The organism is Paenibacillus sp. NPDC056722 (assembly GCF_042790635.1).
Taxonomy (GTDB): Bacteria; Bacillota; Bacilli; order Paenibacillales; family Paenibacillaceae; genus Paenibacillus_AQ; species Paenibacillus_AQ agri.
In genome coordinates this window covers 34,711-49,606 of record NZ_JBHTYV010000017.1, presented here as the reverse complement: position 1 = coordinate 49,606, position 14,896 = coordinate 34,711, and the positions used below count along the sequence as shown (strand labels likewise).

Genomic DNA, 14,896 nt, shown 5'->3' with positions numbered 1-14,896 from the left:
AGATTCTTTCCTCCGCGCTGTCGTCTCGCACTGCTGCGCCCGATCCAAGCGGCTGAATAATTCTATGCTAGCGTATACTGCCATAGGATTCCATTACACAAAATAACGAAAGCTATACAATATTAACGGTTTTAAGCATTTATATCTGCAAAAAACCTGCAGTCCCCTATTATAGGAGAAGGCAGGCAGGTTCATCTCTTACTTATGATCCCCATGCAGCTTGTGGAATTCCCCGCTTCTGCGGAATGCCTTGGGGGTCATGCCGGTGTACTTCCGGAACAGCTGGGTATAATAGCTTTGGCTACAGAATTTGAACATGAATGAGATCTCGGAAATTGACTGATTGCTGTGGGCTAAAATGGACTTGGACTCTTCGATCTTACGACGGTTGATAAACTCCGTGATCCCCATCCCTGTCTCCCGCTTGAAGCGGTCTGACAAGTAGCTTGGGTGCACATTCACATGACGAGCGATCATCCCTAGAGTCAGGTCCTGAAACAGATGCTCACGGATGAAATACACGGACAGATTCACAATATGGGAATAGTGAAGGGTCTCTTTTTCTCTTTTCATAACGGCAATAAACTGCAATACCATCTCGTATTCAAAACGCAGCAGCCATTCGATTTCCGTTGCCATCTCAATGTCGCGGATTAGCGTATCACTTAATTGAAAAGCGGTCTCCGGGTCCACACCACCACGGATAATCGCTCTCGTGAACAACGTACATGAAGCGATCATGGCATTCTTCTTCGAACGCAGCGGATAACGGGCCAGCTTGGCCGCTTCCAGCGCATTAATTTTTCGCAGTGCCTCCAGGGCCCCGTTCTCATTCCCTACACGGATAGCTTCCAGCAGCTCATGCTCATAATCCAGCGGAGGATGAACAAAACCTTGGTTTAGGTTCTCGGAACGGGTGGATAAATAGGACGGCAAAGGGGTTGCTTTCTCCTGTCTTGTCATACTTCTACCCCCACCTTAAAATTTTGATAAAAAGTTAAATATATTAGTATAATCTTAAACTTTCCCGCCTTAAAATTCAATCCATAACCACCAAGGGAGGACTTAAAAAGCATGAGCTGGAACATTTCCAATCAGGGATTAACCGCAGAGACACTGCTTAATTTAGAAAGTATTTTCGCGCTGGGCAACGGGTATCTGGGGGTTCGCGGGAATTTTGAGGAAGGGTATGCCGACACTGGAATTCAGAGCATTCGTGGCACATACCTGAACGCCTTCCATGATGTTATTGACATTCCATATGGCGAGAAGCTGTACGCTTTCCCGGGCACGCAGCAGAAGCTGGTGAACATTATCGATGCACAGGGCATCAACATATATATCGGTGACGAGGAAGAAGCTTTCTCACTGACCGAAGGCAGCATTGTGAGTTATGAGCGCAGCCTGCATATGGACAAAGGCTATTCAGAGCGCAAAGTCCACTTCAGAACACCTTCCGGCAAAGAACTGAAGCTTCATTTCCGCAGACTGGTCTCCTTCACGCACAAGGAACTGTTCGCGATTAACCTCACGCTGGAACCAGTAAACTTTACAGGGGCAATCAAGATTGTATCCCGAGTAAACGGGGATGTCAGCAATTACAGTAACCCTAATGATCCGCGGGTCGCTGCCGGACACAGCAAACGGTTGTCTGTAGTCGGCTGCGGTATTCAGGGTGAGTATGTGCATGTCGAGAACGCCACTATGACTTCTGGTCTGCGCACTGCCTGCGTTACCCGGCACGAATGGGACGGGGCTTGGACAGTTAAGGCACAGAGCAACGATCTGGCAGGCGAAATAACAGCCACGGCTCAGCTCACGGGTCCACTGCAACTGACCAAATGGAATGTATATACCGATACGCTTCGTCATTCGGACGCTCTTGTTGAGACCGGAATTGCTCTGCAAGAAGGCCTTAAAGCTCTCACGTTTACGAATTTGCTGGAACAACAGCATCAATATCTGCAAGACTTCTGGAAGACTTCTGATATTGTGATTGAGAACGACACCCAGCTTCAGGAGGGTATTCGTTTCAACCTGTATCAGCTTCTGCAATCCGCGGGACGCGATCCGCACAGCAATATTTCTGCCAAAGGTCTATCCGGTGAAGGATACGAGGGCCACTATTTCTGGGATACGGAAATCTACATGTTGCCTGTCTTCCTAATGACCTCTCCTGACCTGGCTCGTCAACTGCTGCTATACCGTTATTCTAAGCTGGAGCAAGCTCGTGATCGTGCTAAGGAAATGGGACACTCCAAGGGCGCATTGTTCCCGTGGCGGACGATTTCCGGCACGGAATGCTCGTCGTTCTTCCCGTCCGGTACCGCTCAATATCATATCAGTGCCGATGTTGCCTATAGCTACATTCAGTATTATCTGGCTGAACAGGATAACGCCTTCCTGCTGGAATACGGCGCTGAAGTATTGTTCGAAACCGCCCGCTTGTGGATGGAAATTGGCCATTACCATGAAGGCAAATTCCACCTTGACGAAGTTACTGGACCGGATGAATACACTTGCCTCGTGAACAACAACTATTACACGAACGTGATGGCTAAGCATAACCTGAAATGGGCGGCTACCAGCTTCGAGACCCTGAAATCGTACGACGAGCAAGGCTTCCGCGCACTAACTGAGCGCCTTGGCGTGACAGCTGAAGAAGTTGCAGAATGGAGTCAAGCTGCCGAAGCCATGCTGCTGCCGTTCGATGAGAAGCTGGGGATCAACCCGCAGGACGACACTTTCTTGCGTAAAGCTGTTTGGGACTTCGAAAATACTCCAAAAGAGAAGCATCCTCTGCTGCTGCACTACCATCCGCTCACACTGTATCGCTACCAAGTGTGCAAGCAGGCCGATACCGTGTTAGCCCACTTCTTACTGGAAGATGAGCAAAGCGACGAAACGATCCGTCGTTCTTATGATTACTACGAGAAAATCACAACCCATGATTCCTCGTTGTCATCCTGTATTTTCAGCATCATGGCCTCCAAGATCGGCTATCACGAGAAAGCCTATGAGTATTTCATCGAGACTGCCCGTCTGGATCTCGACAATACACACGGCAATACCAAAGACGGTCTGCATCTGGCCAACATGGGCGGCACCTGGATGGCGATAGTCTATGGCTTTGCCGGCACCCGCTTAAAAGAAAGCGGATTGTCGCTTGCGCCTTCCATCCCGTCCGGATGGGAAAAATACGCATTCCGCCTGACCTTCCGCGGACGTCTGATTGCGGTAACCATCACCACCGGAAACGTGGAGTTGGAACTGCTCGAAGGCGAAGCGCTGTCGCTGAATCTGTACGGACAGTCCGTAGAGCTGGACAGCTCGAAGCCGGTGGTTCAACCATTGAAAGGTTAATAACCATCTCAGTCATTCCTCCGCTCTGCCAGTCTAGGCAGCAGCATACAGCTTAAGGGGCTGTCCCATAACAAGGCATGAGCCTTGTTATGGCCCCACCTGTTGAAAAATCATGCAAAAAAACAGAAAATGGCGGTGCTCAGGAGTATTCCTGAACCCGCCATTTCTTATTTTTCGTCCATGATCGCACTCTTGAACAAATGATGAGCAAGCGATAACCGCCCGGCCTTCAGGCGTGTAGAAGCGATTGAAGGCCGGGGGGAAATCCTATAGTCACTGAATAACTGGAAATACTACAGTTAATTGTTCAGAAATCGCACATTTCGCAAAAATAACTGGAAAAACTCCTGTTATTCACTTGGATTGGCCTCTATTTTCACCGAAATGGAAAAATTAACTGGAAAATTTCCCTTTAATACGAGAAAAATACTTAAAGAGACAGAGTTAACGGTATATTTTCCAGCTAAATCAACCACCGCATCATATTTTTAACTATATAAGACGAACAAAAGAAATTAATAACAAGCGAAGATGAGTGAACGGGTAGGGTTAGACTTGTAGGCACAAAGCGCTCGCTTGAAAGGTTTCCATAGGAAAGCTAGCACCAGCACATAGATTGTCAGATTGTCGACAGATTTCAACTACTAGAAGCGGTATATTCCCCTTCACCAGTCGTCTTAACAATGAAAACGAGGAGGCACCTCCCAACTAACGGCATTTTTGCACCTTATTTTTCATCATTATAGGTAAATTAAGTGAATAAGGGTATTATTGTATCTTATTTTTCGAAAAAGCACGCTGGACGAGGTATTCTGGAAGATTTAAGGTACAATATTGCACTTAATCTCCAATAACCCTTAGCTGCAGAGGATTTAAGGTACGAAAATGCCGTTAATTACTCTTCGATCCTACCTTCTTATATAAGCTCTCTTATCGCTTGGCTATGTTTTGTTTTTTTAATGTGTTCTAAATAGCATGAAAAAGCCCTCTTTGCCTTTGCTGGTGTTGCACCTGTACCGTAAGGAGAGCTCTCCGTTTAAGATCAATGCCGTTTCATGGATTTTTGTTGCATACTATCTACTTGAAGGGACCGTTCACTTTCGAATAGCCCCTAAGATACAGACACCCTTAAAGGTACTTCAGAGCCAGTGGAACAGGTTGTTTTGCAACCTTCACTTTGGATTACTACCCTACTCTCTTTTACAGTACTGCTCGATTAATTCTAGATTATCATTCACCTGAATGATCTTATCCCTATAATTAGACTGAGCAATAAAGTGAGGCAGCTTCTTCAGATTGTATTCTCTGTTCCACTCCGTAAGCCTTTGAACATCTTGTAGAGTCTCACGTTGTTTACCAAAAACAGCGCCTGAAATCCGCTCTTCATATCTATTCCAGATTCTCGCTTCTTGAACAGACAAGGGAGGCATCAGAACTATGATCTGGTCTGCAGCAGACAAACTTGGCTCTACCCATGATCTGTAAACACCCTCAATAATCCATGCCTCCTGGCTGACGATTTCTCTTAGCCTATGATCTCGTTCAGCCTCTGGAGCTTTCACCCCATACTCTGCGGATTCGTTATCCCAAAACAAATCATCCAAATCATAATGTGGAATATGGAGCTTTTGACTTAATAGCGCAGCTATATACGATTTCCCGCTTCCTGAACCGCCAATAATATGGATTTTTATGATAATCGCCCCTGTGTTATCGAGTAAAACTAACCGCCCACCTCAATACAATTCAGGCTCTTCTTCCACTACTTCATTATTCGCCTTCACCCGCTCTTCGTACAGGTATCCCCATTCTTTCATCATAAGGAGCATTGGCTCTAGCGTCCGTCCGAACTCCGTTAACGAATATTCTACCTTAGGCGGCACCTGATTATAGACCTTTCTTGATATGAGACCTTCCCGCTCCAGCTCCCTTAATTGCAAAGTAAGTGTATGGTGAGTTACTTGCGGATAAATCTTGCGAATCTCATTGAACCGCTTGGTCCCGCCGAGCAGAGAATATATAATGACGCCTTTCCATTTACCACCAATTACGCCTAGGGTGGTTTCAACCGGACAGCGTGTACTTGAGGAGCTTATCACAGTATTCATCCCTTCTATAGTATCTAACTGGATACTTGGTATGCTATTTTTGCGTACTTTTTGTATATAACTTATTAAACTATACTAAAATAGTACAGCGCAATTCCATAAAAAAAGAAAGGATTGATCCCATATGCAAAACTCAAAATCCATGCGAGCCGTCGGATATTATGAGTATTTACCAATTACACATCCAGATAGTCTGTTAGACCTCGAAATTCCTGTCCCTACACCGCAAGGCCATGATTTGCTTATCCGAATCGAATCCATCGCTGTCAATCCTGCCGATACAGTCGTACGTCAATACAATCCAGCGACTGAAGGTCCTTATATTCTCGGATGGGACGCGTCAGGCGTCGTCGTTGAAGTGGGTCCTGAATGTACACTCTTCAATCCAGGAGATGAAGTCTTCTATGCGGGTAGTGTGATTAGACCTGGAAACAATAGTGAATTTCATTTGGTGGATGAACGAATTGTAGGACGAAAGCCAAAGACGCTCGGCTTCGCGGAAGCTGCTTCATTGCCACTAACGACGATTACCGCTTGGGAGAGTTTGTTTGATCGTCTGGGGATTCCACATAATCCCGAAATCAACCGAAATAAATCCATTCTTATCATCGGAGCTGCCGGAGGCGTGGGCTCTATCGCAGTTCAACTTGCCAAGCTGGCAGGACTCACTGTCATCGGCACAGCATCACGTCCAGAATCCGCAGAGTGGGTCAAAGAGCTTGGAGCTGAGATTGTGATTAATCATTACGAGGACTTCCTGCCCCAATTGCAGCAGCACGGATTGGATTCCGTCGACTATATCTTTTGCCTCAACAAAGTTGACTGGAACCGTTTGACTCAGGTCATTGTTCCGCAAGGGAAAATCTGTTTCATCATTGATAATGATCCGCCTGTTGAACTGGGCCAATTTTTAGGCAAAAGCGTTACAGTGGTTTGGGAGAATATGTTCACTCGCTCGACTTTTCAAACGAAAGATATTACCGAACAGCATCATTTATTAAATCAGATGGCAGAGTTGGTCGACGAAGGAAAAATCCGGACTACAGTCACCGAGCGACTGTCCCCGATCAATGCCGCGAATCTCAAGCTCGCGCATGCCAAAATGGAAGCAAGAGGAGCTATCGGCAAGATTGTGCTGGAGCATTTTTAAAATAAAACACATGAGAAAGTCGACCGACGACCTAATTCGCCAGGCCGGCTTTTCACTTTCATTTTAGAAAAAAGGTTAGTACTACTCCCCCATCGGGCTTCATCCCCTCTTTCCTATCTGGATAACTTTTCTTCCCACAGGACAAGCTAATCCATGACCACTTTCACAGTTCGACAAAATCCGCATTTTATGCTTGACAGAAATCTAAAATTTAAATATAGTAAGCCCATCGGAATTAACCAACTGACTAATCAGTCGGGTTGAGAGGAGCGATGGAATCTGCCTGCTATAGAGGAACAAGATCAGGATCGCCGCCAGCAACTTATGGCCGCGGCACTAGACTTATTTGCCCGTAAGGGATATCACGGAACCAAAATTTCTGATGTGGTTAAGGCCACCGGAGTGTCGCAAGGCACGTTTTACTGGCATTTTAAAAGTAAGGAACAACTCACGCTGGAGTTGATTGAAGATGGCAAAGAAAAGCTGATTCAGGTCATCCAGCAAGGTTACCGCAAGCATGCAGGTACGGTAGATGACATGGTGGGCTCATCTGCACGACTGCTTACAGATTTGTTCACTTTTGCACACCAGAACCGGGATTTGATGGCGCTGTTGCTTATGAAAGGCCAGGGCGCTGATCAACCGATCCGGGAAGCCGTCTCTCAAACTTGGGTTGCCTTTGAAGCAGCGTTCAAGAACAATATCGAGCGGGCCGTAGAGCTGGGGATGCTTCCTGAAACAAATAACCTGTCACTGCGAGCTAACATTCTTGTCTGTTTAATTACCGGGGTGCTATCCAAGTGGCTGTTCGGGCCAATGCACGACGTTGATTACCAATCACCCTACTCCCCCGCTGCCATAGCCGAAGAAACCGCTAAATTCGAATTCCGGGGTTTGCTCGGATAACTTATAGCAAGATCGTGTATAACAACATCAAAGAGTGCCAAGGAGGCCATTGTAATGACAATCAAACTAAACAAGTTTTTAAAATCTGCTTCACTGCTGAGCGTGCTTGTGATCGCACTTGCGGGCTGCGGAACCAACAACACAGCGACGCCAGCTGCTACAGATGCCAATGCCGGCAACAAACCAGCTGAAACAGCAACCGCCGACAACTCACTTGAGCAGATCAAGAAAGCAGGCAAAATCAGAATCGGACTCATGGGCACCTATGCCCCATACAACTTCCTCAATGACAAGCATGAGATCGACGGCTTCGATGCGGACGTTGCCAAAGCTGTAGCCAAACGCATCGGCGTTGAAGCTGAATTCATCACTGGCGAATTTTCCGGGCTGATCGAAGGATTGCAAAAGGACAAATACGACGCGCTCGTTAGCCAAGTAACCATCACAGATGACCGCAAAAAGACGATGGACTTCTCTACCCCTTACATCAAGAATGCCGTCAACGTAATCGTCAAAAGCGACAACACAACCATCAAAAGTCTTGAAGACTTCAAAGGTAAAAAGATCGGTGTCGGACTCGGCACGAACGATGAGAAATATTTGCGCGATGAAGCCATGCCGAAAGTCGGCAAGTTTGAAATTGCTACGTATAACGATGTGATCACCTCGCTCAAGGATCTGAACGTTGGCCGCATCGATGCCACGATCAATAACACTTTTGCCATCCAGCCACTGGTTGAGAAAAATCACTTCAATGTCAAGGCGGTCGGCGAGCCGATTAAAGAGGACTTTGCGGGTATCGCGATTCGCAAGAACAATCCGGAGCTGCTGGATGCAATCAATAAAGCACTGGATGAAATGAAGACGGACGGGACGTTCAAAGAGATTTTCCAAAAATGGTTTAAAGTCGACCCTAACATTTAATTAGTGTGAACGTGGAGGATGTACGGCATGGAACTGGTGTTACAGAACTTCCAATTTCTATTGACAGGCGCGTATTATACGCTGCTGATCACAATTGTCTCAATGTTCTTCGGCTTGATTATTGGGCTGCTCCTCGCCCTAGCCCGACTCAAAGGAAATTGGCTGCTTAGCGGTCTGGCCAAAGGTTACGTGTCCATCGTTCGCGGCACACCGATTCTGGTTCAGATTTTCATTATCTATTTCGGACTCCCCGACTACGGGATTACACTCGGGCCGCTCACTGCGGCCTTTATTTCGCTCAGCATCAACATTGGTGCTTACTTGTCCGAGACCTTCCGTGGTGCGATTCTATCTGTACCTAAGGGACAGACGGAAGCTGCGCAGTCACTGGGCTTAACGTCTTGGCAAACGATGCGGCGGGTTATACTGCCACAGGCAGCTCGGGTGGCGATCCCACCGATGGGCAACACGTTTATTGGGATGCTGAAGGAGACATCGCTGGTGTCCGTCGTGACGGTAACCGAGCTTCTGCGCTCCGCACAACTGTTAATTGCACAGTATTATGTCGCTATGCCGTTTTATATCGCTATTGCTATTATGTATTGGGTGATGAGTGTGTTCTTTTCATTCATTTTGAACCGTATCGAAAACCGTTTATCAAAAGCTTATTAAGGGCGTGTGATGTTCATGATCGAGGTTAAGCAACTCGGCAAAAGCTTCGGCGATCTCGTCGTATTTCGCGATATCCATCTACATATTCATCCCCGCGAAATCGTGGTGCTGGTCGGTCCCAGCGGCTCCGGGAAAAGCACACTGCTGCGCTGTCTGAACGGACTGGAGGAACCGGACGCGGGATCGGTTGTGATCGGAGATGCGTCATGGGACTTCTCGATGGATGTGGGCAGCAAGAAGCAAGCGATCCGGAAAATTCGCACTTCCACAGGTATGGTGTTCCAGTCGTTCAACCTGTTCCCCCATATGACTGTCCTGGAGAACGTCATTATGGCTCCGACGATTGTCAAAAAAATGAGCCGCACAGAGGCCGTCGAAATCGGAGAAGCGCTGCTGGCCAAAGTAGGGCTTCTTAACAAAAGGGATGAGTACCCTTCCCGTCTGTCCGGCGGACAGCAGCAGCGGGTTGCGATTGCCCGGGCACTCGCCATGCAGCCAGAAATCATGCTGTTCGACGAGCCTACGTCGGCGCTGGACCCGGAATTAACAGGCGAAGTGCTCGCTGTCATGAAGCAGTTAGCAGAGGAAGGCATGACCATGATCGTCGTCACTCATGAGATGAAATTCGCACGGGAAGTGGCGAACCGGGTTATTTTTATGAGCGACGGTGTGATTCAGGAAGAAAGTACGCCAGAGCAATTTTTCAAACAGCCAAAGACAGAACGGGCACGCAAATTCTTGCGTCAGATCGAAGGCGTGCCAGACATAGAGTATCAAGTATGATTCAAGGGAGTGAACAATGGGATGCCCAGCAAAGCAGAGCATTTGAAGAACGTCGCGGAACGGGCGCGGGCAATCATGGAAAAAGAAAATGTAGAAGCGCTCGTGGCGACAAGCTGTGAAAATTTCTACTACTTGTCCGGACACCCCAGCACGTTCATGTATACGCTGCGTATGAGCGAAGTCGCGCTGGCTGTCATGTTCCGTGATCCGAACCGGCCTACGATCATCATCATGAACGAATTCGAAGCGGCCGGTGTTCCGGCTGACTTACCACAATGTGAGCTGCGTACGTACCCGACCTGGGTCGACGTCGACGATCCGCTCGGACTGCGCGGTGCCAAGTATGAAGGGCGACGGCCGGTGAACCACCAAGTGCAGGAGATGTTCGGACTGCTCGGTCAAGTGCTGGCGGAATATGGTGTAGACAGTGGCAGTATTGCTGTAGAGCTGAGCGCCATGCGCTATCCTGCTGTAACTGCGCTACGCGAAACCATTCCCGGTCTACAACTGGCCGAAGCAGGCCCAATTCTTACCGAGCTGCGGTCTCTCAAGACACCTTGGGAAATCGCGCAATTGCGCAAGAGCTGCGAATACGCAGAGATCGGCATCACTCAGACGATAAAGGGGATTCGAGCTGGTCATTCGGCAAAAGAAATTGCTGATGCGTTCCGGCTCGCTTTGCTGACCCATGCGGACGGCTTCGAATCCCGTTTTCATATGATTTCGGTCGGAGATCACTTTGCGCCTGCACATGTTTTCGATACCCGTCCGAGCAAGCCAGGTGATCTCATCAAATTCGATGTCGGTGTCGACGTGGCCGGGTATGGCTCAGACATTGCACGAACCTTTGTGCTTGGCTCCCCATCGGATACAGTCACGCGCATCTATGGCGCACTTCGGGCCGGACACGACCGGCTGCTGGAGATCATCGAACCCGGCCTGCCGATGAAAAATGCTTTTCACGAAGTGATGCCATTGATCCGCCGCTCCGGAATCCCAAATTATAATCGTGGGCATCTGGGACACAGCGCAGGACTAAGCCTTGCCGCCGAGGAAGCCCCCTTCCTCAGCCCATCGGAAGAAACTGTCTTCCGCCCGGGTATGGTCATCTGTCTGGAGACCCCTTACTACGGCTACGGCATCGGCTCAATCATGATCGAGGATATGGTGCTGGTGACAGACAATGGCTGTGAGCGGCTCAACAAGCTGTCGCGCGATTTGATATCATTGTAACTGAACTTTGCTATAATGAACAAAAGGACAAAAGGCGCTCTTACAAGCTCTTTTGTCCTTTTCTTTTGCCTGCCCAGCCTCTGCTGTAATTATTCTAACATTTAACCTCAACAAGACATGGTATATTGTAAACGGATTCCAATTTAAATATTAAGGAGGTACTACCTAATGCAGGCTTACTGGGAAAATAGGTTTGAGAGTGAAGATAAGATTTGGGGAGATAAACCAAGTAATAGCGTCTATAAGGCTATTTCATTGTTTAATCAAAATCATCTTAATAGAATTTTAGTTCCCGGAGCCGGGTATGGCAGAAATACAAAAGAGTTATCCAAACATTTTGATGTGGACGGGATTGAAATCTCCTCGCACGCGATCAGACTTGCTCAAGAATTTGATAGCACAACAACGTTCATTCATGACTCTGTGTTAGACCTCAAATTAGATGAGCAATATGAAGGGATATACTGCTATAATCTCCTTCACTTATTTAAACAAGAGGAGCGACACCTCATAATAGATAACTGTAAAAAAGTGCTGAGAGACAACGGCATTGCCTTCTTCACCGTTTTTTCAGATAAAGACCATAACAATAAGCAGGGACTTGAAGTGGAGCCAGGTACATACGAATATAAACCAGACAAGATCGCTCACTTTTTTACCGAGCAAGATTTAAGAGACCATTTTGTTCATTTCAAAATCGTTGACTGCGGAGAGCTAAAAGAACAACTAAGCTACCACAATCAAAGTCACACCTTCATTGATTTGAGATATATTGTGGTCAGGGCAAATAAATCTATTTATATGAAGTGAAATTATGATCCAAACACAAGATTTGGTGTCTCCCCGGTGAAGTCTGAGGCTTTAGGCCGCAGTTGTTGCCCATACCCCCAGCCTTCTTCACGACGAAAAAAACTCGTATCCCCAACTAAGAGCATTTTTGTACCTTAATTCCCCTCAATCCACCCAAAATAGGAATATAAGAGCATTTATGTATCTTAATTTTCGAAAAATCCACTGAAGCAGATAATATGGAAGAATTAACATACAAAATTGCACTTAATTAGGAAATACTCATAGCTGCAACCGATTTAAGGTACAAAAATGCCGCTATTTACTCTTTGGAAGGGATTAGTAGAAACTCCTTTTCAACTCAGGCAAGGATTGCTTTTAATGCGACCTATCAAACTAACTCTTCAACTCAAATAAATGTGAAGTATCATTAAAAATATGCAGTTCATGCTGTTGATAGCTATTTGTCTGCAAAAGTGAAATACTGCCCACCGAAGCCTTAAAGTGTGCTTTCTCCAACATATCGATGTTAAAGCCCATCCACCAAGCAATGATATAGCCTAATGTTCCGCCATGCGTCGCTATAACTAAATTTTTCTGTTCCGTATGAATGATTCGTTCCATACAATCACAGACGCGCAAATAAAATTCTCTCCAGGTCTCCCCGTCCTGAAACTCCTGATAATCGATGTGGAAGCCGCGTTCCCCCATAGGGTTTCTATTCGCTTTTGCCCATTCTTTTGTTTTACCAATGGCAGCTCCAGTATTGATTTCCCGCAGGCCTGCCTCTTCAATCACATTTAGTTCTAGATGCTTTCCAATAATATCTGCCGTTTGCTTGGCCCGCATTAAATCTGAAGCGTACAAAACGTACTCCTCTTTCACTAATTCACTCTTTAATTTTAGTCCAACCCGTTCGGCCTGCTTCACCCCAAAATCAGTCAGAGGTGTATCGGTCCATCCGCCTGACATATTGTTAATGTGATGCTCTGACTGGCAATGTTGAATAATATAAATTTTTCTCATCTCAAATCCCCTCCCTATGGGTCAGTACAACATTTTTAACATAAATTGATAAAACCTTCAATCGAACCGTAAATAGAGAATGGCTACACTGTAACCCTTCTTGTTGTACCAATATTAGTTATGTTTATTTTTTGCCTACTTCAGACTCAACTATTCTTTTACAATTATACTGGTTATTAGAATAGGGGGAGGCTATACAGGTGCAAGTGGTTTTAGACAGAATAAAGTCATTATTTGTTGAAGAGTTGGGGGACAATTTAGTTGGGGTCTATTTGCATGGTTCTTTGGCGATGGGTTGTTTTAATCCTTCAAGCAGCGATATTGATGTATTGATTGTGATAAAAGAAACATTATCCCTCTTCTCCGCAAAACAGATCTCACAAAGACTACTATTCCTCCATGACGATAGCGGAAATAGTATTGAATGCAGCATCATTCTGGAGGAGCATTTAACTGAATTTGTGTATCCAACACCCTGCGAGTATCATTTCTCGGATTTCCATAGAGAGCAGTATCGGAATAATGAGCATTATTTGTGTGGAGGGTATGAGGATAAGGACTTAGCCTCTCAAATAGCCGTAGCCTACCACAGAGGCAGGACTTTATACGGCAGGCCACTTACAGAAAATTATCCACCGATTGATAGACAACACTATCTTGCCTCCATCCTGTACGACATTGAATGTGCATCCGAAGAGATTTTGGATAAACCAATGTATGTAACGTTAAATTTATGTAGAGTGCTTTATTTTATTAAGGAAGGCAATATCTCCTCAAAGAAAGAAGGGGGAGCCTGGGGAACTGAGAACTTGCCAAGCAAGTACCAGCACCTGGTTCAAAATTATTTAGAGGAGTATGCAGGAGTGAGAGCAAATAAGAGTATAGCTCCATCCCAACTTTCGGAGTTTGCCGAATATATGCTGCTGGAAATACATCAGGAGCTCACGGGTGATCGACATGATATTTTTGTGCAAGGAATGCAAGGCTCCTCTTCTTCCCGCACCCTATAATCAAACTTGAAAGGAGGATCTGAATGGATTGGATGGACCGCATGAACAGCGCAATGGATTATATCGAAACACACCTGTCTGAAGAAATTGATTACGATCAATTGGCGAAAATCGCTTGTTGCTCCACTTATCATTTCCAGCGAATGTTTCCGTTCATAACCAATGTGACGCTGTCAGAATACATCAGGCGCAGACGGCTGACCCTTGCCGCATTCGAACTGCAACAAAGCGCTACGAAGGTGATCGACGTCGCTTTAAAGTATGGTTATGAGTCGCCTGAAGCCTTTTCCCGAGCGTTCAAAAAAATGCATAGCGTGATGCCAGTGTCTGCGCGTGACAAATGCGTTTCTTTAAAAGCCTTTCCACGATTATCCTTTCATATTTCGATACGAGGAGATGTGGAGATGAATTACAAGATTGAAGACAAACAGGCCTTTGAAATGTTCGGTGTTTCGACTCTGATTAATGCCGATGGAGAGAATCCGTACATTGAAATCCCTGCTTTTTGGACCAAATGTATTTCCGATGGAAGTGTTGATCGTATTCGCGCCGCCGCAGGATTAGGAGAAGATGGTCAAATCCATGGGATACTATACAACAAACAAGGTGATGACTTCTCCTACATGATCGGTTATTTTTCACCTCAAAGTGACTTGCCGGAAGGATTCGAAAAGCTTCAAATTCCTACGCAAACCTATGCTATTTTCTCAACCGGCGTCTATCCAGATGGGCAAAGTAACATCCACGACCTCTGGAAGCGCATTTTTTCAGAGTGGTTTCCGAATTCCAATTACGAAAACGCGAATACTCCCGAGTTTGAAATGACCTATGATCGTGGAAATAACATGTATGAAATGGAAATATGGATTCCTATCGTTAAGAAGCCCGTCTCTTAGAAAAAAAGGAGCAACACGAGTGCCTCCCACTTCGTG

General features: G+C 46.2%; 14 protein-coding genes. 10 read left to right on the top strand and 4 right to left on the bottom strand.

The features are described 5' to 3' along the window. Window positions 1-198: 198 nt before the first annotated feature. The gene (locus ACFRAM_RS26300; protein WP_379469764.1) at window positions 199-963 is read right to left on the bottom strand and encodes a helix-turn-helix transcriptional regulator; all 765 of its coding nucleotides are present in this window, start codon (window positions 961-963) and stop codon (window positions 199-201) included. A 111-nt stretch (window positions 964-1,074) separates the two neighbouring features. Here ACFRAM_RS26300 and ACFRAM_RS26295 point away from each other — a divergent pair, with 111 nt between their 5' ends. Then, on the top strand, window positions 1,075-3,363 hold the full coding sequence (locus tag ACFRAM_RS26295) for a glycoside hydrolase family 65 protein (protein WP_379469762.1): 2,289 nt from the start codon (window positions 1,075-1,077) through the stop codon (window positions 3,361-3,363). Window positions 3,364-4,553: 1,190 nt separating this feature from the next. On the opposite strand, the gene ACFRAM_RS26290 is transcribed toward ACFRAM_RS26295, so the two are convergent. Together ACFRAM_RS26290 and ACFRAM_RS26285 are read right to left on the bottom strand one after the other, a co-directional pair. Continuing rightward, window positions 4,554-4,925: a P-loop NTPase family protein gene (locus tag ACFRAM_RS26290; RefSeq protein WP_379469760.1), complete on the bottom strand. Its 372-nt coding sequence runs from the start codon at window positions 4,923-4,925 to the stop codon at window positions 4,554-4,556. Window positions 4,926-5,099: 174 nt separating this feature from the next. Further along, window positions 5,100-5,471, bottom strand: coding sequence for a winged helix-turn-helix transcriptional regulator (locus ACFRAM_RS26285; protein WP_379469758.1), 372 nt, complete (start codon window positions 5,469-5,471; stop codon window positions 5,100-5,102). A gap of 124 nt (window positions 5,472-5,595) precedes the next feature. On the opposite strand from ACFRAM_RS26285, the gene ACFRAM_RS26280 reads away from it, so the two are divergent. The 7 genes from ACFRAM_RS26280 (at window position 5,596) to ACFRAM_RS26250 (ending at window position 11,949) form a co-directional block, all read left to right on the top strand. Beyond that, entirely contained in the window at window positions 5,596-6,621 is a 1,026-nt protein-coding gene (locus ACFRAM_RS26280; protein WP_379469756.1) for a zinc-binding alcohol dehydrogenase family protein, read from the top strand. 324 nt (window positions 6,622-6,945) lie between these two features. Continuing rightward, window positions 6,946-7,527 carry a TetR/AcrR family transcriptional regulator gene (locus ACFRAM_RS26275; RefSeq protein ID WP_379469754.1) on the top strand — a complete coding sequence of 194 codons (582 nt, stop codon included), beginning with the start codon at window positions 6,946-6,948 and terminating at the stop codon, window positions 7,525-7,527. Between the two features lie 54 nt (window positions 7,528-7,581). Further along, window positions 7,582-8,451 (top strand): transporter substrate-binding domain-containing protein, encoded by an 870-nt coding sequence (locus ACFRAM_RS26270; RefSeq protein ID WP_175374026.1) that lies wholly within the window; start codon window positions 7,582-7,584, stop codon window positions 8,449-8,451. Window positions 8,452-8,478: 27 nt separating this feature from the next. Next, a complete protein-coding gene (locus tag ACFRAM_RS26265; protein WP_175374025.1) occupies window positions 8,479-9,123 on the top strand; it encodes an amino acid ABC transporter permease in 645 nt (214 codons plus the stop codon). A gap of 15 nt (window positions 9,124-9,138) precedes the next feature. Further along, entirely contained in the window at window positions 9,139-9,906 is a 768-nt protein-coding gene (locus tag ACFRAM_RS26260) for an amino acid ABC transporter ATP-binding protein (RefSeq protein ID WP_379469751.1), read from the top strand. A 21-nt stretch (window positions 9,907-9,927) separates the two neighbouring features. Beyond that, on the top strand, window positions 9,928-11,139 hold the full coding sequence (locus ACFRAM_RS26255; protein WP_379469749.1) for a M24 family metallopeptidase: 1,212 nt from the start codon (window positions 9,928-9,930) through the stop codon (window positions 11,137-11,139). A gap of 168 nt (window positions 11,140-11,307) precedes the next feature. Then, window positions 11,308-11,949: a class I SAM-dependent methyltransferase gene (locus ACFRAM_RS26250; protein WP_379469747.1), complete on the top strand. Its 642-nt coding sequence runs from the start codon at window positions 11,308-11,310 to the stop codon at window positions 11,947-11,949. Window positions 11,950-12,324: 375 nt separating this feature from the next. On the opposite strand, the gene ACFRAM_RS26245 is transcribed toward ACFRAM_RS26250, so the two are convergent. After that, window positions 12,325-12,954: a histidine phosphatase family protein gene (locus tag ACFRAM_RS26245; protein WP_379469745.1), complete on the bottom strand. Its 630-nt coding sequence runs from the start codon at window positions 12,952-12,954 to the stop codon at window positions 12,325-12,327. A gap of 200 nt (window positions 12,955-13,154) precedes the next feature. Here ACFRAM_RS26245 and ACFRAM_RS26240 point away from each other — a divergent pair, with 200 nt between their 5' ends. Then, window positions 13,155-13,964: an aminoglycoside adenylyltransferase domain-containing protein gene (locus tag ACFRAM_RS26240; RefSeq protein ID WP_379469742.1), complete on the top strand. Its 810-nt coding sequence runs from the start codon at window positions 13,155-13,157 to the stop codon at window positions 13,962-13,964. Window positions 13,965-13,987: 23 nt separating this feature from the next. Beyond that, a complete protein-coding gene (locus tag ACFRAM_RS26235) occupies window positions 13,988-14,860 on the top strand; it encodes an effector binding domain-containing protein (protein WP_379469740.1) in 873 nt (290 codons plus the stop codon). The last annotated feature ends 36 nt before the right edge of the window (window positions 14,861-14,896 follow it).